This is a genomic window from Delftia deserti (assembly GCF_042653485.1).
Taxonomy (GTDB): domain Bacteria; phylum Pseudomonadota; class Gammaproteobacteria; order Burkholderiales; family Burkholderiaceae_C; genus Comamonas; species Comamonas acidovorans.
Genome location: NZ_JBHSIH010000001.1, coordinates 783,324 through 805,970 on the forward strand (window position 1 = coordinate 783,324; position 22,647 = coordinate 805,970).

Genomic DNA, 22,647 nt, shown 5'->3' on the forward strand with positions numbered 1-22,647 from the left:
GACGCACGACGGGTCGCCTTTTTTTCGCCGCCCTGCCCCGTTTTCGGCAGGCCCAGACACCGAAGTGACAGGCCCGCTGGCGGCATGCTGCGCCGCGGCGGTCCCACACGCGACAATGTGACCGTCATCAGTCACGCAAAAGACAGGCCATGGACGACCCGATTCTTACCATCGAAGAACGTGAAGCGATCAATTCCGGTCGCTGGTTTTCATCACTTTCTCCATCGCTTCGGCACGACATTCTTCGATGCGCTTACGTCAAACGGTTCAAAGATGGCACGCTCATCTGCGCACGCGGAGAACCGCCCGAGGAATGGATCGCCTGCGCCCGGGGTGCGGTGCGCGTGAGTTCGACCTCGATCACGGGCAAGCAGATCACGCTGGACTACGTGGAGCCGGGCATCTGGTTCGGCGACGTGGCCATCCTGGACGGGGACAAGCGCACGCACGATGCCTATGCGCACGGCGAGACCACGCTGCTGTGCGTGTCCAAGACCGACTTCAAGAAAATCCTGTCCATGCATGTGGAGTTCTCGGAAGCCATGCTGCGCCTGCATGCACGGCGCATCCGCCAGCTCTACGGCCTGGTCGAGGACCTCAACACCCTGCCGCTGCGCGCGCGCCTGGCCAAGCAGCTGCTGCACCTGGTGCGCAGCTACGGCGTGACCAGCCTGTCGGATGGCAGCGAGATCCGCATCGGCCTGCACCTGGCGCAGGAGGAACTGGCCCAGTTGCTGGGCGCCTCGCGCCAGCGCGTGAACCAGGAACTCAAGGCCATGGAGCGCGAGAACGCCATCCGCATCGAGCCCGGCGGCCTGGTGGTCTGCGACCGCGACACGCTGCTGCGCATCGCCGCGCCCGACGCCTGAACCTGCGCGGCCCCCACCGCGCCGCGTACACACAACCCTTTCCTTCACCGACCGGACGCTCGCGCCGGCCGGTGCCTTGCCGCGCCCGTGCCGCGCGGCTGCTCCCCTTTCTAGAACCGGTTTCCGAACCGATCACAGGACTGACTGCCCCATGAGCACTTTCGACCATTTCGTAGGCACGCGCCCCGTCTCCGACCAGCACGCATTCGACGTGCCCGCGCTCACCGCCTGGATGCAGGGCCATGTGCAGGGCTTTGCCGGCCCGCTGCAGGTGGAGATGTTCAAGGGCGGCCAGTCCAACCCCACCTACAAGCTGATCACCCCGGGCCGCAGCTACGTGATGCGCTCCAAGCCCGGCCCCGTGGCCAAGCTGCTGCCCTCGGCCCATGCCATCGAGCGCGAGTTCCGCGTGATGAAGGGCCTGGCCGGCACCGACGTGCCCGTGCCCCACATGTATGCGCTGTGCGAGGACGAGTCCATCATCGGCCGCGCCTTCTACATCATGGAGTGCATGGAAGGCCGCGTGCTCTGGGACCAGTCCCTGCCCGGCATGGAGCCGGCACAGCGCGCAGCCATCTACGACGAGATGAACCGCGTGATCTCGGCCCTGCACACCGTGGACTTCGCGGCCCAGGGCCTGGCCGACTACGGCAAGAGCGGCAACTACTTCGAGCGCCAGATCGGCCGCTGGAGCAAGCAGTACGTGGCCTCGGTCACCCAGCCCATCCCCGAGATGGACAAGCTCATGCAGTGGCTGCCCGCCCACATGCCGGCCAGCGCGCTGGATGCCTCGCGCGTGTCCATCGTGCACGGCGACTTCCGCCTGGACAACCTCATGTTCCACCCCACCGAGCCGCGCGTCATCGCCGTGCTGGACTGGGAGCTGTCCACCCTGGGCCACCCGCTGGCCGACTTCAGCTACCACTGCATGAGCTGGCACATCCCGGCCACGCTGGGCCGGGGCATCGCAGGCAAGGACCTGGCGGCCCTGGGCATTCCGGGCGAAGAGGAATACATCCGCCGCTACTGCGAGCGCACGGGCCTCAAGGACGTGGACACGCTGCGCGCCGACTGGAACTTCTACATGGCCTACAACATGTTCCGCATCGCGGCCATCCTGCAAGGCATCGCCAAGCGCGTGGAGGCCGGCACGGCCTCCAGCGCCCAGGCCAAGGCCTCGGGCGACACCGCCCGGCCCATGGCCGAGCTGGCCTGGTCCTTTGCCCAGCGCAGCTGAGCCATCCAGACCTGCCCCATCACTCACCGATCACCCCGTTTCCACCACAAGCGACAAGCCAAGAGAAGGAGCGCATCCATGGACTTTGAATATTCGCCCAAGACCAAGGACCTGCAGGAACGCCTGCTGAAGTTCATGGACGAGCACATCTATCCCGGCGAAAAGGACTATGCCGCCGAGATGGAGGCCAACACCGCCGCAGGCAAGCGCTGGACGCCGCTGCAGACCATCGAGAAGCTCAAGCTCAAGGCCCGGGAGCAAGGCCTGTGGAACCTGTTCCTGCCCGTGGACAGCGCCGAGGCCGCAGGCTACAAGGGCGGCGGCCTGACCAACCAGGAATACGCGCCGCTGGCCGAGATCATGGGCCGCGTGCCATGGTCCAGCGAAGTGTTCAACTGCTCGGCGCCCGACACCGGCAACATGGAGACCATTGCACGCTACGGCAGCACCGAACTCAAGGAGCGCTGGCTCAAGCCGCTGCTGGAGGGCAAGATCCGCTCGGCCTTCGCCATGACGGAACCCGAGGTTGCCTCCTCCGACGCCACCAACATCTGCACCCGCATCGAGCGCCAGGGCGACGAGTACGTGATCAACGGCCACAAGTGGTGGATCTCGGGTGCCGGCGATCCGCGCTGCCAGGTCTTCATCACCATGGGCAAGACCGACCCCGATGCGCCCAAGCACTCGCAGCAAAGCATGATCATCGTGCCCGGCGACGCGCCCGGCATCCGCATCGTGCGACCGCTCAACGTCATGGGCTATGACGATGCGCCGCACGGCCACATGGAGATGTACTTCGAGAACGTGCGCGTGCCCGTGGGCAACATCCTGCTGGGCGAGGGCCGTGGCTTCGAGATCGCCCAGGGCCGCCTTGGCCCCGGCCGCATCCACCACTGCATGCGCCTGATCGGCCTGGCCGAGCGCGCGCTGGAGCTGATGTGCAAGCGCGCCAGCTCGCGCATCGCCTTCGGCAAGAGCGTGGCCCAGCAGACCGTGACGCAGGAACGCATCGCCGAGGCGCGCTGCCGCATCGACATGGCGCGCCTGCTCACGCTCAAGGCCGCCTGGCTGATGGACATTGCCGGCAACAAGGTGGCACGCAGCGAGATCGCCATGATCAAGGTCGTGGCCCCCAGCATGGCCTGCCAGGTCATCGACTGGGCCATGCAGGTGCACGGCGGCGGCGGCATGAGCGACGACTTCCCGCTGGCCAGCGCCTACGCCCACGCGCGCACGCTGCGCTTTGCCGACGGCCCGGACGAAGTGCACCGCAACGCCATCGCCAAGTGGGAGCTGGGCAAGTACGGCGCCTACGGCAAGGATGCCGGCGTGCCCATCACGCGCGGCAGCTGAGCAGGCTTCAAGCCTGAGGCCTCAGGCCGCACACCCGGCAGGACCGGGTGGCGGCCCTGGCCCTCCCCTCTCAGCCAGGTGGCAATGCCCCCTGGCTTTTTTGTGCCTGCCTTTCCGGCATTTCAGTGCCCAGGGCAGGCGGCTCCCAGCCACCGCCCAGCGCCCGGTACAGCGCCACGCGCGCCTGCAGCTGCAGCAGGCGCTGCAGCACGGCGTCGTCCTGCGCCGCGTACAGCGTGGTCTGGGCCTGCAGCAGGGACAGCAGGCTTTCCGCCCCGGCCTTGTAGCGCAGCTCGGCCAGCGACACGGCCTGGCGGGCCTGGGCCAGCACCTCGGCCTGGGCCTCGGCCTGGGCCTTCAGGCCGTGGACGGCGTTGAGCGCCAGGTCCACATCGCCATAGGCCGCGACGATGGACTTGTAATAGCCGGCCAGCAGCTCCTCGCGCCGGGCCTGGGCGCCATCGCGCTCTGCCGCCAGACGGCCGCCGTCGAAGATGGGGCCGGCCAGTCCGGCCAGCAGCGAATAGACCGGCTCGCGCAGCCAGTCGCTGGCGCGGCCCGCGCTGGTGCCCGCGCTGCCCGTGAGGGTCAGCCGGGGCCATAGTGCAGCGCGCGCAGCCTGCAGGTTGGCGCTGGCGGCGGCCAGCTGCGCTTCGGCATTGGCAACGTCCGGGCGGCGCTGCAGCAGTTGCGTGGGCAGGCCTGCGCCGATCTCGGGCAGTTGCAGGGCCTGCAGCGAGTCCGTGGCCAGCGCAGGGCGCCGGGCCTGGCCCAGCAGCACGGCCAGCGCGGCATCGGCATCCTCGCCCTGGCGGCGCAGCGTGGCCAGGGCCTGGCGCTGGCTGGCCACCAGGCCCCGCTGCTGGGCCAGCTCCAGCTGGGTGGCGGCACCGGCACGTGCACGCGAGTCCACCAGGCCCAGCAGCCGCTCGGCATTGGCCACGTTGCGCGCCGCAATGGCCTGGCGCTCGCGCAGCGCCACGGCCTGCAGCCAGCCATGGGCCACCTGGGCGGTGACCGTCAGGCGCACCGTGTCCTGGTCGAACCGGCTGGCCTGCCAGGCCGCCGCCGCCGCATCGCGCGTGGCGCGGTTGCGGCCCCAGAAGTCCACCTCGTACGAGGCCGTCAGCGCGGCGCCGTAGACGCTGGCCTGCCCGCCTGACACCTGTGCATGGTTCATGCGCTGGGCGCGCAGCTCGCCATTGAGCGAGGGCAGCAGCGCCGCGCCCGCCTGGCGCGTGGCCGCCTCGGCCTGGCGCACGCGGGCCATGGCGGCGGCCATGTCCAGGCTCTGGTCCTGGGCGGCCTGCACCATGCCGCCCAGCTCCGCACTGCCAAAGGCCTGCCACCACTGCGGCGAGACGGAGGCAGGGACGGCTTCGCCCTGCTGCTTCCAGGAAGCGGCCAGCGCAGGCGCCTCCCTGTCCGGCACCGTCTGCTGCGCGGCGCATCCGCCCAGGGCCGCCAGGGCCAGGGCGATGCAGCCCAGGCGGGCATGGCGCACAGGCTCCCGACGCATTGGCGCCCAGCACATTGTCTTGTTGCTCATGTCTTTCATCTCACTCTCCCGCCAGCGCACGCACAGGGTCCAGCCGCGCCGCCGTCTTCGCCGGCATGTAGCCGAACACCAGTCCCGTCACCACGGCGCAGGCAAAGGCGCCCAGCATGGCGCGCACCGAGAACACCACGGGCACGCCCGCCACGATGAGCACCACGCCCACGGCCAGCCCTGCCAGCAGGCCCACGGTGCCGCCCACGAAGGTGACCAGGCTGGCCTCGGTCAGGAACTGGCGCAGGATGTCGCGCTGGCGCGCACCCGTGGCCATGCGGATGCCGATCTCGCGCGTGCGCTCGCGCACCGTCATCAGCATCACGTTCATCACGCCGATGCCGCCCACCACCAGGGAAACGGCAGCAATCAGGCCCAGCATCACGGCCATGCTCTGGCGCGTGGCCGCCTCGGCCTGGATGCGCGCTGCCGCATTGCCGATGCCGAAGTCCTCGCGCCCGCCGTGGCGCGCCAGCAGCAGCTTGCGCATGGCCTCCTCCGCCTCGTGCACCACGTCGGAGGACATGGCCTCGATCACCACATAGTCGGGCTGGGTCTGCGACTGGTAGACGCGCGCCCGGCCCGAGCGGTAGGGAATGAAGACCATGTCGTCATAGTTCTGCGCTCCAGAGTCCGCGCCGCGCTCGCTCATCACGCCGATCACCTCGAAGGCCGAGGTGCCGATGATCAGCTGGCGGCCCAGCGGGTTGGGCGTGTCGGGGAAGAAGTGCTGGTGCGCCTTGTGACCCAGGACCACCAGGGGCGCCAGGTCGCGGTCCTCGGCCTCGGTGTAGTAGCGGCCCTGGGCCACCTTCCAGTGGTGGACCAGGGGCATCTCCTCGCTGGCGGCGAAGACGTAGATCTGCTTGTCGGCCTTGCCGTAGCGCACGGTGATGGGGTCGCCGATCACGGGCATGACGCGCCGTATCTCGGGCAGCTCGCGCACGGCGGCCAGGTCTTCCTCGGTCATCTGGCCGGCCGGCCCGCCTGTGGCCGGCGGCTTGCTGCCCATGTAGAGGATGGCCGTGCCCATGGTCCCCATCTGCTCGACCACCTTGCGCCGCGCGCCCTCGCCGATGGCCAGCATCACGATGACCGAGGCCACGCCGATGACGATGCCCAGCAAGGTCAGGCTGGTGCGCACGCGGTTCATGCGCATGCCGCGCCAGGCGCTGCGCGCGGCCTCGAACAATTCCGCCAGCCAGGGCGCGCCGGCGCTGCCGCGCTGCGGCGTGAGCGGCAGGGCGGCAGCGCCCGCATTCACCCCATTTGCGGCATCGTCGCGCTGGCTGTCGCTAGTGATGCGGCCGTCGCTGATCTCGATCACGCGGCGCGCCTGGGCGGCCACGGTGCGGTCGTGGGTGATGAGGATGATGGTGTGGCCCGCATCGGCCAGCTCGCGCAGCAGGGCCATGACTTCGGCGCCGCTGTGCGAGTCCAGCGCGCCCGTGGGTTCGTCGGCCAGGATGATCTGGCCGCCGTTCATCAGCGCGCGGGCAATCGACACGCGCTGCTGCTGCCCGCCCGACAGCTGGTTGGGCCGGTTGCCCAGGCGCGAGCCCAGGCCCAGGCGCTCGAGCAGCGCACGGGCGCGCCGCACGCGCTCTTCCTTGGGCAGGCCCGCGTAGATGGCGGGCATTTCCACGTTCTCGCTGGCGCTTTCGCTCGCTATCAGGTGGTAGCCCTGGAAGACGAAGCCGAAGGCCTCGCGCCGCAGCCAGGCCAGCGCGTCCGAGTCCAGCGTGGCCACGTCCTGGCCCTGGAAGTGGTAGCTGCCCTCGCTGGGCCGGTCCAGGCAGCCCAGGATGTTCATCAGCGTGGACTTGCCCGAACCCGAGCTGCCCACCACGGCCACGAACTCGCCCGCGCGTATCTCCAGGTCGATGCCGTGCAGCACGGTGACGGCGGGCTGGCCGCTGTCGCCGCCGCCGTAGTGCTTGGTGATGCCGCGCAGCTCTATCAGCGGTGCGGTCAGCGGCGCGCCGGCCTGCATGCCCTGCGCCATCACCATTGCAGCCACCGCGGGCCACGGTCCAGCGGCGTCTCGCCGATGATGACGCGCTCGCCTTCCTGCAGGCCCTCCAGCACCTCGGCCTGGTGGCGGCTGCGCACGCCCAGGCGCACGGTGCGTTCCTCGGGCTGGCCCCTGGCGTCCAGCACGCGCGCTGTCTGCGCGCTGCCGCCCTTGTCAGCCACGGCCATCAGCGGCACGGTCAGCGCCTGCGCGGCCTGGCCGGTGACGAAGACCACCTGGGCCGTCATCTGGGGCATCAGCTCGGCGTCTTCGTTGTCCACGTCGAACAGCACGGTATAGGCCACGGCCTTCGTGGCGGGCGCAGGCGCCTGGCCCGCATTGCCGCCGGCCGGCGCCTGGCTGGCCGATGGCGAAGGCAGCACCTGGCGCACCTTGCTGGACCAGCGCCGGGGCTTGGCCTGGTCGGCGCCGCCCAGCGTGGTGAAGTACACCGGCATGTCGTCGCGCACGCGGCGCACGTCGGCCTCGGACACTTCGGTCCACACCGTCATGGCCGACAGGTCGGCAATGCGCAGGATGTTGGGCGTCTGGTAGGTGGCGTTCAGCGTCTGGCCCTCGCGCGCCTCCACCGAGACCACGGTGCCGGCCATGGGCGCGTAGATGCGCGTATAGCCCAGGCGCGCCTCGTCGGCCTTGAGCGTGGCCTGGGTCTGGTCGATCTGGGCCCTCAGGTGCTCCATGCGGGCGCCGGCTGCGGCCAGGTTGGCTTCTGCCGTCTGCAGGTCTTCCTCGCGCGTGGCGCCATCGCGGGCCAGCTGGCGCTGGCGCGCGAGCTGCTGCTCGGCCAGCTTGCGCAGCGCCTGCTGCTCGGCCAGCTGGGCGCGCAGGCCGGCCAGCGAAGCGCGCCCCGCATCCACCGTGGCGCGCTGCACGCTGGGGTCGATCTCCACCAGCAGCGCGCCCTTCTCCACCTGGGCGCCGGGCTCCACGCGCAGCCGGGTGACCTGTCCCGACACCTGGGCGCCCACGTCCACATAGCGGCGCGGCTGCAGCGTGCCGATGGCCGTGACGGTGGACTCGATATCGGTGCGCGCCACGTTTTCGGTCTGGTAGGCCACGGCCGGGCGGCTGCCCCACCAGGCGGCCGCGCCACCGGCCACCGCCACCAGGACCGCCGCGACGGCAATGGTTCTCCAGCGTTGCTGCGTGCGCGTCATGCTTGCCTCCCGATCACACACACCCCGAACTGGAACGAAAGCAGGAAACTCATCTGAAAAACCCCGTAGTACCGAAACTGAAAACAATCCACGCCAAATCCGCCACGGCAAGCACGCCGGCCGACCAGGCCAGCCGCGCCGCCCAGCGTGCATGGACGCTGATCAGGGCCACGGCCATCAGCGCGCCGGCGGACACGAAGCCCAGCCAGGCCACCGTGCCCACCGTGCCGCCCCAACCCGAGAGGACGGGCACAAGGGCCAGCGCCAGCAGCGCCGTGCCCAGGCCGCGCAACTGCGGGCCACGGCGGGCCGGCAGCTCGCGCGCGCCCGTCAGTTGTTCGTAATGGCGGTCCATGGCAAAGGCCAGGGCAGCCATGCCCGCAAAGGCCAGTGCCAGCGCGACCAGGGATGCGTGCAGCGTGTTCATGCCTGCACCTCCGACTGGCCGGCCACGGCGGCCTGGGCACTGGACGCCTTGGCCTTGGCGGTGGCACCCTCGCCGCGCCGCCCCAGCCAGCGCCAGGCCCAGGCAGCCGCCAGCCCCGTGGCCAGCGAGAACAGCTCCACGCCGGCACTCTCCCAGTCGCCCTCCAGCATGTGGGCGGACAGCGGTTCGCCCACGGTGATCCAGTTGAGCAGCGGCAGCAGCAGGCACATCAGTGCCAGCAGGCCCATCTGCTGGCGCCAGGCGGTGGCTGGCGCGCAGACCAGCGCATGCACCAGGGCCAGCGCCCACAGTCCGAAGAACACCCCAAGCTCCCAGCCGCCCCGGTGCGCAAGGCCCACCGGCACCAGGCGGTTGGCCCACAGGTAGCCTATGCAGCCCAGGCCCAGGCCGGCGATGGCGGCCACGTTCAGCCCCTCTACCAGCCGGTACACGCGCGCCGTGGCGCTGCCGAACTCGCCCTGGTGGCGGCTGCGGCGCTTGACCATGAAGAGAATGGCGCCCGTGGCCATCATGGCCGCGCCCGCCAGGCCGCACAGGAAGTACAGCCACTTCATGGCCAGCCCGCCGAACTTGACCATGTGCAGCCCGCCCATGACCGCCTGGGCCAGCGAAGGGGTGCCGCCGTCGGCGCCGCCGGGCAGGCGTACCTGCAGCACCTCGCCCGTGGCGGCCGAGAACATGGCCATGCCCGAATTGGGGCTCAGGCGCTGATGTGCACGGTCATCGCTGTTCCAGCCGTAGACGCCGATGCGTGCCGATGCATCGCCGGGATGGTTGATGACCACGGCACGCACGGCCTGGCCCATCAGCTCCTGGCCACGCCGCGCAAACGGCTCCAGATCGGGCACCGCCAGGGGCTTGCCGGACAGCGCGGGCGGTCCGGCCTCGTTCATGTCGGCGATGAAGGCCGTGCGTGCCGCCTGGTCCGTGCCATAGACCGTCCAGACGCCAACAGGCATGAAGCTCAGGCTGGAGATGGCGATGCCGGTATAGGCAATCATGAACTGGAAGGGCAGCGTCAGCACCGCCACGGCGTTGTGCGCGTCCAGCCAGCTGCGCTGGCCCTTGCGTGCGCGAAAGGTGAAGAAGTCCTTGAAGATGCGCTTGTGCGTGATCACGCCGCTGACCAGGGCCACCAGCATGGCCATGGCGGCAATGCCGATCACCCACAGCCCCACCTGTCCCGCATGCAGTTCATAGTGGAAGTCCACGAAGTGGTTGCCGCCCATGGTGGCGCGCGCGGCGCCGTGGCCGTGGCCAGCCGCCATTTCCTCGCCCGTGACGGTGTCCAGCTCGGCATCGGCGTACTGGCGGTTGGCGTCGAACCAGTACACGTGCAGGTCGCCGCCGCCCTTGTCGTCGGACGGCCAGATCTCCCACATCTGCGCGCCCTGGTGGTGCTTTTGCATGTAGGCCGCGCCCCAGGCCAGGCGCTGGCCCAGGTCCGCACCCTGCCCGGCCGGCGCGGCGGCGCGCGCTGCCGCCTCGGCCGCCTCCTGGGCATGGTGCTCGGGCGTCATCCAGTGCGTGATGGCCTCCTGGAACACGGCCAGCGAACCCGTGAGGAACACCGCGAACAGCAGCCACGAGAACCACAGCCCGCACCAGGTATGGAGCCAGGCCTGGGCCTGGCGGAAACCGCCCGTGGCAGCGCCGCTGCCGGGGACCTTGCTGATCTGCGCCTTGGCCATCTCAAACGCCCCCGCCATTGCGCGCCAGCAGCAGCGCGGCGCCGCCCATCAGGGCCGCAGGCACCAGCAACCCCAGCCAGACCCGGCCCGCCGAAACCGGCGAGAACGCCCAGATCACCGCCAGCGCGTGCAGCGCAAAGCTCCACTGCATGCCGGCGATCACGGCATCGACACGCGCGCCGGGCAGCGCAGCGGCCAGGAAGGCCGCCAGCGCGCTGGCCAGCGCATAGCCGCCGAAGACGGCAGCCAGCAGGCGGGACAGGACAAGCAGGCCCGGATGGACGGGCCTGTCGGCATGGGTGATATCTGCAGGATCAGCGGGTTGGGATTGGGGCATGTAATGGGTATTCGGATAAGCACAGGAACGCACGAATGCGTGCAAACAAGGGGCCAGACGGATGCCGTGATGCGGCGGCCGTCAAGGCCCTCCTCATACATGACAAACGAGATCGAAAAAAAGGCCAGCCGCAATGGTTTTCGCCATTGCGGCCAGTGGCCTGGGTCGGACTGGGGCGGGCTCTCCTGGACCCCACCCCGGCCCTCAGAAGGTGCCGCGCAGCGTCAGCACCGCATTGCGCGGCTTTCCATAGAAATTGCCGCCGCTCGCATAGCCCACGGTCTGGTAGTACGTCTTGTCAAAGATATTGTTGAGATTCAGGGAAACCGTCCAGCGCGGATCGATCCGGTACTGCACCATGGCATTGACGACCGAATAGCCGCCCTGGGTGAAGTTGTAGCGGCCGACTTCATCCCAGTCGGCGTCATACAGCGTATCGCGCACATGGTGCTTGCTCTGGATATGGGCGCTGGCGCCAATCTTCCAGCGCGACAGCTCGCCCGGCAGCACATAGGCCGTGGACAGCTTGAGCAGATGGCGCGGCGTGATGCTGCTGTAGGGCGCATCCTCGGTCTTGTCGCGCGTGGTGGTGTAGGTGTAGCCGGCCGCGACCTGCCAGCCGGGGCGCAGCTCGCCGCCGATCTCGGCGTCAAGGCCGCGGCTGGTCACCTTGCCCTGCGGCAGATAGCAGCAATTGCCCGACCATTCCTCGTGATTGCTCGGATAGCGCGTATCCGTCACCGCCGTGCCCGTGCGCACCACGTTGAAAAGGCTGAATGTGGCATTGAGCCGGCCGTCGGCCAATTCGCCCTTGAACCCGGCCTCGTAGCTCTTGCCCTTGACAGGGTCCAGCGAATTGCCCGGAGGAGGCCCCGCCTTGGATAGCGCCTGCGGCTTGAGGATCGAGGAATAGCTCAGATACGCCGACCATTGGTTGTTCAAGTCATAGATCACCCCGCCATACGGCGTGAACTTGGCCGGCTCGGAAAAGCGGCTGCCCGATGCCAATTCCCACTGGCCCGCCGCATTCAGCGACTCATAGACCTGGTTGAAGCGGTACTTGGCATAGCGCGCGCCCACGATCACATGCAGGCGGTCCGTCGGATGCAGGCGCAGCACGCCATAGCCGCCCGACTGGTCCTGGCCCCAGGGGTTGTAGCGGCGCGAGATCTGGCCGGCCGGCGCGGGGCGCCAGGCGCCAGGGTTTTGGACATCGATGGGCTCCACGCCCGTGGGATCGGTGGAATAGCCCACGTTCCAGAAGCTCTCGACCTTCTGCCGGTCCATGCCCAGCAGGATTTCGTGCGTGCGCCCGCCCAGGTCGAAGCTGCCGGCCAGGCTGGCGTCCAGCACGGTCTGCTTGTTCTCGTACAGGTAGTGGCCGCCGCCGTTCCAGTTCACGCCCAGGCCGGTTGCGCGGTCCAGCGTGCCGTAGCCGAAGGCCGTGGTGCCGTCATAGTCCGACTTGGTGCGGGTCAGGTTGAGCTTGCCCTTCCAGCGTGCGGAAAAGCGGTGCTCCAGTGCGCCGAACAGCTCGCTGTTGTCCTTGCGGCCCGTGGCCCAGGGCTGGGTGAAGCTGGTGTGGCGCGGCAGGCCGATATCGCTGCCGTCGCTGTAGCGCGGCACATCGCCGCCGCCATCGCCGCGCGTGCGGATCTTGCCGCGGCTCATGCCCACGGTCAGCAGGGTGTCGGGCGTCAGGTCCGCCTCGACCACGCCGTAGAACTGGGGAGCGCGCGTGTGCTTGATGTCCACGAACTGGTCCGTGTCCTGGTAGGACAGCACGGCCCGGCCGCGCACCCGGCCATCGAGGGCCAGCGGCCCCGTGGCATCCACCATGGTCTGGTAGTTGTTCCAGCTGCCGATGGACTGCTGCACCACGAAGCGCGGCTCGGCCAGCGGCTTCTTGCGCACGATGTTGATGATGCCGCCCGGGTCGCCCACGCCGCCCAGCAGGCCCGAGGCACCGCGCATCACCTCCACGCGGTCGTAGAAGTCCATGCTCTGGTTGACGCTGTAGGTGTACTGGGCGATGTTCAGCGGCGCGCCGCCGTCGATCTGCATGCTGTCGATCTGGAAGCCGCGCGAATAGAAATAGGTGGAGTCGAAATTGATCTGGCTGGTGGTGATGCCGGGCGTGGCGGCCAGCGCGTCGCGGATGTCGGTCATGCGGCGGTCGTCGAGCTGCTGGCGCGTGATCACCGACACCGATTGCGGGATCTCGCGGAACGACTGGTCCGTCTTGGAGGCGATGCTGGTCACGCGGCTGGTGTACGAGCCCGTGCCCTCGGTCGTGCCGTCGATGGCCCGGCGCGCGCTCACCCGCACTTCGGCCAGCGTCTTCTCGATGGTGGCGACGGGCTGCACGGTCAGCGTGCCCTCTTGCACATGGCCCTGCAGGCCGCTGCCGGCCAGCAAATCATCCAGCGCCTGGCGCAGCGGCAGCTCGCCCCGTACGGCCGGCGCCTGCCGCTGGGCGGCCAGCGAGGGCGTGAACACCAGCTGCAGTCCGGCCTGCCGCGCGAACTGATCCAGCGCGCTGGCCAGCGGCTGCGCCGCTATGTCGAAACGCAGCGTCTGTGCGGCCGGCTGGGCCAGCGTCGCCTGCAGCGGCATGGCCAGCCCCAGACAGAGCACGGCATGGGCCAGCGGATGGAGGGCGGCGCGGCAGGCGCCGGAAGAAGGGAAAAGCGGATGCATGGAAATCGTCCTTGACAGTGATGGAAGGGACCCACAGGGATCACTGCCATGACGACTGGCCAGGAAGACTCCTGAAAAATAATGTGCGCCCCGCTGCCGTGCGCATGCAGTTGCTCTTGCCACCGTCACGCCTCAGCCCGCCGTGGCCACCAGCAGGCCGCCGTCGGCCTGCCTGCGCACCTGCACCGGCAGTGCATGGGGCAGCGCCCGCACCCAGGCATGGGCCTTGGCGATGCGCACGCGCCCGCTCAGGGGCAGGCGCGCGGCCTCGGGCGTGGCCTGCAGGTCGAACGGCGCATAGCGCGACAGTCGCGCCAGGGCCTCGCCCAGCGTGGCGTCGGCAAACACCAGCTCGCCATGCCGCCAGGAGGCGGCCTGCCCGGCATCGCCCCGGGTCTGCGTGGCCACCGTGCCTTCCAGGCGCAGGCCCTGGCCTGCAGACAATTCATAGAAGCGGCCGCCATGCGCACCGGATTCCACGCGCACACGCCCCGACTCCACCTGCACCGTGACCTGCTCCTGCCCCTGGGCGCCCGTGGCCAGTTCCACGCCGAAGCGGGTGCCCAGCACGGTGACGCGCACGCCGCCGGCCTGCACGGTGAAGGGCCGCTGCGCATCCCGCTCCACCTCGAAGAAGGCCGCGCCCTGCGTCAGCTGCACCGCGCGCCGCGTGGCGAAATACTCCACCTGCGCGCTGCTGAGCGCGTCCAGCAGCAGGCTGGAGCCATCGGGCAGGCCATGGCGCACCTGCTGGCCGCGCAGGCTGGACCAGCCGGCCTGCCACTGCACATGCGTGTCGCGGTAATGCCGCCATTGCTGCCAGCCCAGGCTGCCGCCCAGGCCGAACCCGGCCACGCCCAGCAGCGCGGCCAGGCTGCGCCGCCGCCCCGCACGCCCCGCACGCCGTTCACCCATGCTGCCGGGCCGCGTGCCGCGCCAGCGGTGCAGTGCATCCTCTATGCAGGCATTGGCCTGTATCAGGTCGCGCTCCACGGTGTTGAGGCTGACGCCCAGGCGCTCGGCAATCTCGGGCTGGCGCTCGCCCTGCACGCGGTGGGCGATGAAGGCGGCGCGGCAGCGCTCGGGCAGGCTGTGCAAGGCGGACTCCAGCACGGCCAGCGCCTGGCGGTACATGACGGAATCGGCCACATCGGGCGCATGGCTGGGCGCCAGTTGTTCATGGACTGCCGCCTCGCCCAGGTAGCGGGCATGGCGCTGGCGGCGGCGGTGCGCATCCAGCGCCATGTGCTGGGCCATCACGGCAAGATAGGCCGTGGCGTCGCGCGGCATCTGGGCCGGATTCGCGGCCCCGGCCAGGTCTGCGGCCTCGGCCGGGGCGCTGCGCGCGTGTTCCGCCAGGCGCAGCCAGGTGTCGTGCACCAGGTCGCCCGCCTCCTCGCGGCTGCCCGTGCTGCGCGTGGCGGCACGCACCAGGTCGGCATAGGCCCGGTCGAAGCCGGAAAGCAGAGCGCGGGTGAAGGAGGCGGACAAATCCATGGGGCTGGATCATAACCGCGCAAAGAAGAATCATTCTCAATAAACGCAATGCATGCCGGGCTCTTTCAGCGGTTCCTGGGCCATCCTGAAAGGGCGCGATCGCAAGGTGCAGCGGGCCGCACGCGCTATCATCCGCACCAGCCCCCTGTTCCGGGGCCGGTGCTTCAAAACACCTTCACCACACAGCGGCTGAGCCTTCCCGAAAGAAGGCCTCGTCACGTCTGAACACCTGGCAAGTGGGCTGCCGCCCGCTCGTCCAAACGATCACGGGCGGGATGGGGCTGTCCGCAAGGCTGCCCGCACGTCTGTGTGCGTGTTTTGAACATCCCGTCCACCTTTTCCGTGCTTCAAAACGCGGGATTGGCGGTTTCAAATCTCACACAGGAGTACGGAACCATGAACGCCGTTTCTCTCGCACTCGCCTGCGCGCCCTCTTTTGGCGCCGCTCCTTCCATACGGAAGGCCAAGGCATGACCTCCACCCAGCCAAACCAGCCCACCCCCGCCACAGGCAGCCACAGCACCCGGCAACTGTCCAATGCCCTCACCCAGGTGGACCATCTGGTGCAGCAAGGCTGTGCAGAGATCTCCTCCATCGCCCAACTGGCCCTGGCCTGGCTGGAGACCCCCAAGGGCCATCGCCACATGGACGTGGTGGCCCGCGCACTGCAAAGCATCCGCGACAGCGCCGAGACACTGGCCGACTACGCCGGCACCGAGGCCCAGGCCATGGGCTGCGGGTTCGAAGACCCGGCCGAGATGCGCCGCGCCAAAGCGGCCGAGGCGGCTGCCAAGGCCATGGCGCACCTGCTCGATTGCCGCACCCATGAGCCGGTGCGCCCGCAGGGCTGAGTGACTCTGCAAGGCCGCTGGCTCCGCAATGGGCGCCAGCGGCCTGCACCGCCGCGCCCGAATGCTGCCGTGCCGACTCCACCCCACTCTCGCAGAGACAGGTTCACCACTTGTAGTTCAGCACCGCCATGGCCTGGCGCGGCGTGCCGAACTGGCCCTGGCCGTCGATGTTGACGTAGTACTTCTTGTTGAAGAGGTTGTTCAGGTTCAGTTGCAGCGAGAGCCTGGGGCTGAAGGCATAGCGCGCCATGAGGCTGGCGGTGGCGAAGGATTTCTGCTCGAAGAGCAGGTCACTGCCCGCCACGAAGACGCTGGCGCGGGTGCGGCTTTGCCATTGCAGGCCGCCGCCCACGGTGAGCTGATTCCATCCACCGGGCAGGCGGTAGGAAGTGAACAGCTGGGCCTGGGTCTTGGGCGCCCAGGCGTTGATGGACAGGCCCTGGGCGTCACGCGCGACGGTGCGGGCAATGCCGGCCGACAGGTTCCAGCCCGTGGCCAGCTCGCCCGAGACCTGGGCCTCGAAGCCCTTGCTGGTCACGCCCTTGGCGCCGTAGTAGGCGAAGTCGGTGGTGCCGGGCACGACCTGGCCTTCGTCCAACTGGGCCACGTTGTCCTGCTGGATGCGGAAGACGGACAGCGAGCTGTTGAGCCTGCCGTTGAGGTGCTCGCCCTTGATGCCGATCTCCAGGCTCTTGCCGGCCACGGGGTCGAGGTAGGAACCGGCACGGTCGCGGTAGTTCTGGGGCTGGAAGATGTCGGTGTAGCTGGCATAGGCGGAGAAGCCATCGCTCAGGTCCAGCACCAGGCCTGCGTAGGGGATGAAGACGTTGTGGTCGCGCACCTCGCTCAGGCTGCGCACCTTCCAGCTGCTCTGGCGGCCGCCCACGATGAGCTTGACCGGATCGGCCAGCGACAGGCGCAGCGCGCCGTACAGCGCGTCCTGGCGCGTGTGGTCCAGGCTGCTGGTGGTCAGCGGCCCCCAGGTGGGCTCGGCATAGGAGCCGTCCCATTGGTAGTAGTTGCCCACGTCCTGCAACGGGCTGGTGCGGGCATGGCCGGCCTTGTGCTCGCGGGCGCGGCTGCTGGTCAGGCCCACCACGGCCTCGTGGCGGCGCCCGCCCAGCTCCCAGCCGCCCGTCACCTGCAGGTCGGCGCTGTTTTGCTGGAAGCTGTATTCGGAGTAGTTGGGCAGGGCTGCCATGCCCAGGCCGGTGGTGATGTCGGGCTGGCGCATGAGGTACAGCAGCTTGGCGTCGTAGGCGCTGTCGCGGTGCACGAAGTTGGCCTTGAGCTTCCAGTCGTTGCCAAAGCGGTGCTGCAGGTTGGCGAAGATGTTTTTGTTGGTGCTGTTCCAGCGCGTCCAGTTCGCGGCCGTGGTCTTGGAGGTGCTCCAGTCGGCCGGCATGCCGTTCGTGAAGACCAGCGGCAGGCCGCCCCAGGTCGAGCCGGTGGGCCGGTTGGACTGGTGGTCGGCGCCCACGCTGAGCGTGGTGTCGGGCGTGAGGTCGGCATCGATCACGCCGTAGAAGACCTGCTTGCGCGCGTGGTAGAGATCCACATGGGAGTCGCGCTCTTCGGCCATGCCTGCGACGCGTGCGCGGATTCGGCCGTCCTGCGTCAGCGGCATGGACAGGTCCACCGTGCCGCGATGGTGGTTCCACGAGCCCACGCTGGCCGAGGCCGAGCCCGTGAACACCTTGCTGTTGGCGTGCTTGCGCACCATGTTGATGGAGGCCGACGGATTGCCCGCGCCCGTGAGCAGGCCCGTGGCGCCGCGCACCACTTCGACGCGGTCATAGATGGTGGTATCGGTGCCCGAGTCACCGTAGAACGACAGGCCGATGGAGGTGGGCACGCCGTCGTACTGCAGGTTGTCCACGTAGAAGCCGCGCGAGTAGAAGTCCGAGCGGTCGCTGTCCGAGCTGACGACATGGATGCCGGTGACGCTGCGCATGGCGTCGTTGAGCGAGAGCAGGCCCTGGTCCTCGATCTGCTGGCGCGTGAGCACGCTGACGGACTGCGGCGTGTCGCGCAGCGACAGGCTCAGGCCCGTGGCCGCCGCCGTGGCCGGGGTGGTGTAGGAGCCCGAGCCTTCGGTGGTGGGGCTGGCCTGGGCCGAGGCCGTGACCAGCACGGTCCTGAGTGTCTGGGAGGACCCCGCGCCTGCCCCACCCGCAGCATCCGCCGCGCCGGAGGTGGCAGGCACCACGGGCATCTCGCGCAGGGTGTAGCCGCCACCGGCCGAGCGCACGGCCGCCAGCGGCGTGCCCAGCAAGGCGCGGTCCAGTGCCTGCTCCACGGTGAAGCGCCCGCTCACGCCGCCGCTGCGCAGCCCTTCGGTGACGGCCGAGCCGAAGGTGACCAGCACGCCGGCCTCGCGCCCGAGCTGGTTGAGCACGCTTTCCAGCGGGCCGGCTGCAATGGTGTACTGGCGCTGCTCCTGCGCACCGGCAACGGATTGCGCCCAGGCCTGGGCAGGAGCCAGCGCCCCCGCAGCAGCCAGCCCCGCCAGCGTGCCCGCGCACAGCACCTGCAGCGCCAGCGCCACGGGGCGCAACGCCGGGGCCGCCGGGGATGGGCGTAGGGTGGGGGCGGCAGCCTGCCGCATGGAGTTCTGGCGCATGGTCTGAGGGCGCATGGAAAGGCCTTGTTGCAATGGTTGTAGAGAAGCGTTGGCGCACGCTGCGGTGCGCTCCTGTCTCTGTTGACAGCCATCGCCGGCAAATCAGCTCAAATTTTTTTCAGGAAAGTGCGAAGGCCTTCATACAGGCCGTGCCGCTCATGCCTTGCCCGCCCCGGCAGGCCGCACCATCACCCAGTAGCGCGAGAAGGAGTGGATTTCCACGGGCAGCGAGGAAGTCAGCGCGGCCAGCACGCGGTCGGTGTCGGCCAGCGGATAGGCGCCGGAGACGTGCAGGCCGGCCACGGCCGGGTCGCAGCCCAGGCGCCCGCGCCGGTAGCGGCCCAGCTCGGCCAGGAAATCCTCCAGCCGCATGCGCGAGGCCACCAGCATGCCTTCGGCCCAGGCGCTGGCCGCCGTGTCCAGCGCGCCGGAGTGCACGGCCTGCTGGGCCGTGAACGTGCCCTGCTCTCCCGCATCGATGCGCTGCGCGGCATGCGGGGCATGCGCGGGCCGCAGTTGCACGGCACCTTGCAGCACGCCCACTTCAACGCCGGACTCGCGCTCGCGCACCGTGAAGCGCGTGCCCAGGGCCTGAACGGCGCCCATGGCGGTCTGCACGATAAAGGGCCGGTGCTGGCTGTCCGGCGCCGTCTGCACGAGGATTTCGCCACGCACCAGCTCCAGCACGCGCTCGGCCGCGCCGTAGCGCAGATTGAGGGCGCTGCCGGTGTTGAGCACCACGCTGCCGCCGTCGGGCAGCGGCAGCCGGCGCTGCTCTCCCACGGCAGCCACCTGGTCGGCCGTCCAGCCGCGCCAGGCCTGCGAGCGCACCACGGCCGCGGAGCCTGCGCCCGAGACCAGCAGCACGGCCAGCGCCTGCACCGCACGGCGCCTGCCGGCCGAGCCGGGTGCGGCCAATACGGCCCGCGCCAGCGGCATGGGGATGCCGGCCATCTGGCTGCCCATGGATTCGATGCGCTGCCAGGCGGCCTCATGCTCGGGGCTGGCCGCACGCCAGCGCTGCAGGCCATCGTGCTGCCGGGCCTGGGCCTTGCCGGAGTTCAGTTGCAGCCACCATTGCACGGCCTGGCGGGCCACTTCGGCAGAAATGGGGGAAGAAGCGGACGGGAACGCCTGCATGCCGCCTACTCCGGAAAGAAACAGCGCATGGCCGCCTTGGCCAGATGCCGCTTGACCGTGGAGATGGAGATGCCCAGCTCGGCAGCGATCTCGCCATGGCCGAGCCCTTCGAGCTGGGCCAGCAGGAAGGCCTGCTTGGCCAGCGCGGGCAGGCGGCCCAGGCGGCGGTCGATCTCCACCAGGGTCTCCAGCACCATGAGCCGGACCTCGGGCGGCGGCGCCACGGGCTCGGGCATGGCGGCCAGGGCATCGAGATAGGCCTGCTCGATGGCGCGGCGCCGCACCTGGTTGATCAGCAGGTTGCGCGCAATGGTGGTCAGGTAGGCGCGCGGCTCCTGGAGCTGGTCCAGGCCCTGGGCGCCCAGCACCTTGAGGAAGGTGCTCTGCGCCAGATCGGCCGCGTCGAAGGCATTGCCCACCTTCTTGCGCAGCCAGCCCTGCAGCCAGCCGTGGTGGGCCAGGTACAGGGCTGTGACTTCTCGGTGCTGGGGGGCGGAGGCGGATGGCATGGCGGGTTCCGATTCCCTTGGGGGCGGAGCCCGCAATCAAACAAGAATCATTCTTATTCGATTGTATCCATGCCAACCTGTCTCTGATTCAGAAGCGGTAGCGTGCCGTCAGCAGCACATTGCGCGGCGCCCCGAAATGGTTGTTGTCCTGGGTGCTGCCAATGGCCTGGTAGTAGTACTTGTCCGTGAGGTTGTGGATGTTCAGCCGTATATCCAGCTGCCGGCTGAATTGGTAGCTCGCCATGAGGTCCACCAGCGTATAGCCCCCCTGGCGCACGCCGTAGCCGGCCGAGCGGGTCTCGCTGCGCGTGCGCACGGATCCGCCCAGCGACCAGCGCTGCCAGGCGCCCGGCAGCTGGTAGCGGGCCGACAGCTTGAGCAGATGGCGCGGGGTCTGGGTGTCATAGGGCGTGCCGGCCTTGGCGACGTCCGAGTCGCGGACATGCTGCGCCCTGTTGTAGGTGTAGCCGGCCATCAGCTGCAGGGAGGGCGTGACGGCACCCGCCACCTCGAACTCCGCCCCCCTGCTTCGCACCTCTCCGGTCTGCGCATAGCAGGACGCCACATTGGGACTGCACTGCGATTGCGGCAGTTGCAGCGGCAGATTCTTCTGGTTGATCTGGAACAGCGCCGCGCTGGCCTGCAGCCGGCCCTGGGCGTACTCGCCCTTGATGCCAAGCTCGAGGTTGCGTCCCGTCACCGGGTCCAGCAGCGCGCCTCTGGCGCCCTGGTTGCTCTGGGGCTGGAACACGCTGGTCCAGCTGGCATAGGCGGAATGCCGGCTGTCCAGCGCATAGACCAGGCCTGCATAGGGCGTGATGCGGTCATGGACCCGGTACCCGCTGGAATCGCTCCATTCCCCCGAGCGCGTGAGCATGTCGTAGGAGTAGGAATCCACGCGCGCGCCCAGCAGCGCGGTCAGGGGCTGCGCGACGCTCAAGCGCAGTGTTCCGTAGGCACCCAGCTGCCGCTGGTGGCCGCGCCGCGACCACAGGGTGTCGATGGCCGGCCGGGCAACGGAGCCCGGGTCCCAGGTCATGGGGTCCACGATCTGCTGGTAGTCCGACGGCCACCCGCCAGGTCCGTCGTCGTCGCTGTTTTGCCTCACGCTGGCGCCGAAGACCATTTCATGGGTGCGGCCCAACCATTGCCAGGGCCCCTGCGCGAAGGCGTCGAGACTGTATTGGGTCTTCTTGTAGGCATAGGTTCCCACGCCCTGGCCGAAGTCGGCGGAATCTTCCAGCGGATACAGGTAGGTCCCCAGCATGTCCATCTTCGCCTGCAGCACGCGTGCGGTCAGCTGGGTCTTCCAGCCGTTGCCCAGGCCATGCTCCAGTTCAGCGAAGAGGCTGGCGTTTTCCTTGTTCCAGTAGGCCCAGTCGGGCGTCACGCGCGCCGATCTCGGCAGCGGGTAGAAGCTGCCGTCACGCCGCGTGGGCAGGCCGTTCCAGTCGGCGCCGGGGTTGTCTTCCCTGTTGTAGTAGCCGCCCAGGCTCAGCCGCGTGCGCGGGGCGATATCGGCCTCCAGCGTGCCGTAGACCAGTTGGCGCTCATGGCGGTAGGCACGCTTGAAGGTGTCCGTATCCTGCAGGGCCACCACGGCGCGGCCGCGCAGCGTACCGGCCGCATTGAGCGGGCCGGACGCGTCGATTTCGCCGCGCAGGTTGCTCCAGGAGCCCAGGCTGCCCGTCAGCGAGACCTGGGGGGCATCCGTGGGGCGCTTGCGCACGAGGTTGATGGTGCCGGACGGATTGCCCGTGCCCGTCATCATTCCGGCAGCGCCACGCAGCACTTCCACGCGGTCGTACATGGCCATGGTGGCCAGGCCCTGCGTGTCGTAGTCGAAGGCCAGCGGCACGCCATCGGCCAGAAAGGAGTTGACCTCGAAGCCGCGCAGGAAGAACTGCGTGCGTTCGCCTCCTCCGATCTGGCGTGTGCTCAGGCCCGTGGCATCCAGGGCAACCTCCTCCAGCGACTGAAAACCGCGGTCCTCGATCTGCTCGCGCGTGATCACGCTCAGCGATTGCGGGGTCTCGCGCTGCGAAAGGCCCAGCCGTGTCGCCGTGCTGCTGGGTCCGGTGGCCGCATAGCTGCCCGATCCTTGCGTCACGGCGCTGCGCTCGGCCTGCGCCGTGACCAGCACCTCGCCCAGCGCGGTGGCGCCTGCCGCCTGGCCTGCCTGGGTCGCCTGCCTGCGCAGCGTGTAGCTGCCGTCGCTGCGCGCCACCATGTCCAGCCCGCTGCCGGCCAGCAGGCGCTGCAGCGCCTGCTGCGGCGCGTAGAGGCCGGACAGGGCCGGGCTGGTGAGCCCTTCGGTCAGCGCAGGATCGAAGGACAGCGAAATACCCGCCGCCGTGGCCACGCCGGCCAGCGTGCGGCCCAGCGGCCCGGGCGCGATCTGGTAGGTCTGGGCTGCGGGAGCAGGTGCGGGAGCAGGTACGGAAGCGGGGGCCGGTTCGGCCGCCTGCAAGGCGCCTGCGGCCAATGCCATGCCCAGCAGGGCCAGTCGGGCGGCATGCGCCAGGGGATGGAAGACGGGATGCGGCATGGGTACGGCAGGCATGGAAATCGGTCCTTGGAGACGGTGAAGAAAGAAGCTCTTTCCCCGTTGCCAACCGAGATCCGAAAAAGTACCAGCCTGCCTCGATTTT

16 protein-coding genes are annotated in these 22,647 nt (G+C 69.1%); 4 read left to right on the top strand and 12 right to left on the bottom strand.

Features of this window, described 5'->3' with window-relative positions:
• The first annotated feature begins 149 nt into the window (after positions 1 to 149).
• The 3 genes from ACFPFG_RS03770 (at position 150) to ACFPFG_RS03780 (ending at position 3,459) form a co-directional block, all read left to right on the top strand.
• Complete coding sequence (locus tag ACFPFG_RS03770) at positions 150 to 869, top strand: Crp/Fnr family transcriptional regulator (protein ID WP_012205125.1); 720 nt, start codon at positions 150 to 152, stop codon at positions 867 to 869.
• Between the two features lie 151 nt (positions 870 to 1,020).
• Complete coding sequence (locus tag ACFPFG_RS03775; protein ID WP_183019240.1) at positions 1,021 to 2,106, top strand: phosphotransferase; 1,086 nt, start codon at positions 1,021 to 1,023, stop codon at positions 2,104 to 2,106.
• A 78-nt stretch (positions 2,107 to 2,184) separates the two neighbouring features.
• Positions 2,185 to 3,459, top strand: coding sequence for an acyl-CoA dehydrogenase family protein (locus ACFPFG_RS03780; RefSeq protein ID WP_183019239.1), 1,275 nt, complete (start codon positions 2,185 to 2,187; stop codon positions 3,457 to 3,459).
• A gap of 70 nt (positions 3,460 to 3,529) precedes the next feature.
• Here ACFPFG_RS03780 and ACFPFG_RS03785 read toward each other — a convergent pair whose 3' ends face one another.
• The 8 genes from ACFPFG_RS03785 to ACFPFG_RS03820 form a co-directional block, all read right to left on the bottom strand.
• On the bottom strand, positions 3,530 to 5,017 hold the full coding sequence (locus ACFPFG_RS03785) for an efflux transporter outer membrane subunit (protein WP_380105130.1): 1,488 nt from the start codon (positions 5,015 to 5,017) through the stop codon (positions 3,530 to 3,532).
• A 1-nt stretch (position 5,018) separates the two neighbouring features.
• Positions 5,019 to 7,013, bottom strand: a complete 1,995-nt coding sequence (locus tag ACFPFG_RS03790; RefSeq protein WP_046986457.1) for an ABC transporter permease — start codon at positions 7,011 to 7,013, stop codon at positions 5,019 to 5,021.
• Positions 7,013 to 8,200 carry an efflux RND transporter periplasmic adaptor subunit gene (locus ACFPFG_RS03795; RefSeq protein ID WP_312377536.1) on the bottom strand — a complete coding sequence of 396 codons (1,188 nt, stop codon included), beginning with the start codon at positions 8,198 to 8,200 and terminating at the stop codon, positions 7,013 to 7,015. Before ACFPFG_RS03795 ends, ACFPFG_RS03790 begins: the two co-directional genes overlap by 1 nt.
• Positions 8,201 to 8,249: 49 nt before the next feature.
• On the bottom strand, positions 8,250 to 8,627 hold the full coding sequence (locus tag ACFPFG_RS03800; RefSeq protein ID WP_312377534.1) for a DUF3325 domain-containing protein: 378 nt from the start codon (positions 8,625 to 8,627) through the stop codon (positions 8,250 to 8,252).
• Positions 8,624 to 10,339, bottom strand: coding sequence for a PepSY-associated TM helix domain-containing protein (locus ACFPFG_RS03805; RefSeq protein WP_312377686.1), 1,716 nt, complete (start codon positions 10,337 to 10,339; stop codon positions 8,624 to 8,626). The genes ACFPFG_RS03800 and ACFPFG_RS03805 overlap by 4 nt, the downstream gene beginning before the upstream one ends.
• Before the next feature lies 1 nt (position 10,340).
• A complete protein-coding gene (locus ACFPFG_RS03810) occupies positions 10,341 to 10,676 on the bottom strand; it encodes a DUF3649 domain-containing protein (protein ID WP_374618211.1) in 336 nt (111 codons plus the stop codon).
• 204 nt (positions 10,677 to 10,880) lie between these two features.
• A complete protein-coding gene (locus ACFPFG_RS03815) occupies positions 10,881 to 13,376 on the bottom strand; it encodes a TonB-dependent siderophore receptor (protein WP_380105133.1) in 2,496 nt (831 codons plus the stop codon).
• A 132-nt stretch (positions 13,377 to 13,508) separates the two neighbouring features.
• The gene (locus ACFPFG_RS03820; RefSeq protein WP_380105135.1) at positions 13,509 to 14,873 is read right to left on the bottom strand and encodes a sigma-70 family RNA polymerase sigma factor; all 1,365 of its coding nucleotides are present in this window, start codon (positions 14,871 to 14,873) and stop codon (positions 13,509 to 13,511) included.
• A 470-nt stretch (positions 14,874 to 15,343) separates the two neighbouring features.
• Between ACFPFG_RS03820 and ACFPFG_RS03825 the strand changes: the two genes are divergently transcribed.
• Positions 15,344 to 15,724: a hypothetical protein gene (locus tag ACFPFG_RS03825; protein WP_380105137.1), complete on the top strand. Its 381-nt coding sequence runs from the start codon at positions 15,344 to 15,346 to the stop codon at positions 15,722 to 15,724.
• Positions 15,725 to 15,827: 103 nt separating this feature from the next.
• Here the strand turns inward: ACFPFG_RS03825 and fhuE are convergent, their stop codons facing one another.
• The 4 genes from fhuE to ACFPFG_RS03845 all read right to left on the bottom strand — a co-directional run bounded on the left by fhuE (position 15,828) and on the right by ACFPFG_RS03845 (position 22,559).
• Positions 15,828 to 18,362: a ferric-rhodotorulic acid/ferric-coprogen receptor FhuE gene (gene fhuE / locus ACFPFG_RS03830; protein ID WP_380105139.1), complete on the bottom strand. Its 2,535-nt coding sequence runs from the start codon at positions 18,360 to 18,362 to the stop codon at positions 15,828 to 15,830.
• A gap of 141 nt (positions 18,363 to 18,503) precedes the next feature.
• A complete protein-coding gene (locus ACFPFG_RS03835; protein WP_380105141.1) occupies positions 18,504 to 19,487 on the bottom strand; it encodes a FecR domain-containing protein in 984 nt (327 codons plus the stop codon).
• A gap of 5 nt (positions 19,488 to 19,492) precedes the next feature.
• A complete protein-coding gene (locus ACFPFG_RS03840) occupies positions 19,493 to 19,996 on the bottom strand; it encodes a sigma-70 family RNA polymerase sigma factor (RefSeq protein WP_197956571.1) in 504 nt (167 codons plus the stop codon).
• 88 nt (positions 19,997 to 20,084) lie between these two features.
• Positions 20,085 to 22,559: a TonB-dependent siderophore receptor gene (locus ACFPFG_RS03845; RefSeq protein WP_380105143.1), complete on the bottom strand. Its 2,475-nt coding sequence runs from the start codon at positions 22,557 to 22,559 to the stop codon at positions 20,085 to 20,087.
• Positions 22,560 to 22,647: the final 88 nt, after the last annotated feature.

Coding starts and splice junctions, on each gene's coding strand:
- ACFPFG_RS03770 (WP_012205125.1), top strand. CDS start 150: ATGGACGACCCGATTCTTACCATCGAAGAACGTGAAGCGATCAATTCC.
- ACFPFG_RS03775 (WP_183019240.1), top strand. CDS start 1,021: ATGAGCACTTTCGACCATTTCGTAGGCACGCGCCCCGTCTCCGACCAG.
- ACFPFG_RS03780 (WP_183019239.1), top strand. CDS start 2,185: ATGGACTTTGAATATTCGCCCAAGACCAAGGACCTGCAGGAACGCCTG.
- ACFPFG_RS03785 (WP_380105130.1), bottom strand. CDS start 5,017: ATGAAAGACATGAGCAACAAGACAATGTGCTGGGCGCCAATGCGTCGG.
- ACFPFG_RS03790 (WP_046986457.1), bottom strand. CDS start 7,013: ATGGCGCAGGGCATGCAGGCCGGCGCGCCGCTGACCGCACCGCTGATA.
- ACFPFG_RS03795 (WP_312377536.1), bottom strand. CDS start 8,200: ATGACGCGCACGCAGCAACGCTGGAGAACCATTGCCGTCGCGGCGGTC.
- ACFPFG_RS03800 (WP_312377534.1), bottom strand. CDS start 8,627: ATGAACACGCTGCACGCATCCCTGGTCGCGCTGGCACTGGCCTTTGCG.
- ACFPFG_RS03805 (WP_312377686.1), bottom strand. CDS start 10,339: ATGGCCAAGGCGCAGATCAGCAAGGTCCCCGGCAGCGGCGCTGCCACG.
- ACFPFG_RS03810 (WP_374618211.1), bottom strand. CDS start 10,676: ATGCCCCAATCCCAACCCGCTGATCCTGCAGATATCACCCATGCCGAC.
- ACFPFG_RS03815 (WP_380105133.1), bottom strand. CDS start 13,376: ATGCATCCGCTTTTCCCTTCTTCCGGCGCCTGCCGCGCCGCCCTCCAT.
- ACFPFG_RS03820 (WP_380105135.1), bottom strand. CDS start 14,873: ATGGATTTGTCCGCCTCCTTCACCCGCGCTCTGCTTTCCGGCTTCGAC.
- ACFPFG_RS03825 (WP_380105137.1), top strand. CDS start 15,344: ATGACCTCCACCCAGCCAAACCAGCCCACCCCCGCCACAGGCAGCCAC.
- fhuE (WP_380105139.1), bottom strand. CDS start 18,362: ATGCGCCCTCAGACCATGCGCCAGAACTCCATGCGGCAGGCTGCCGCC.
- ACFPFG_RS03835 (WP_380105141.1), bottom strand. CDS start 19,487: ATGCAGGCGTTCCCGTCCGCTTCTTCCCCCATTTCTGCCGAAGTGGCC.
- ACFPFG_RS03840 (WP_197956571.1), bottom strand. CDS start 19,996: ATGCCATCCGCCTCCGCCCCCCAGCACCGAGAAGTCACAGCCCTGTAC.
- ACFPFG_RS03845 (WP_380105143.1), bottom strand. CDS start 22,559: ATGCCTGCCGTACCCATGCCGCATCCCGTCTTCCATCCCCTGGCGCAT.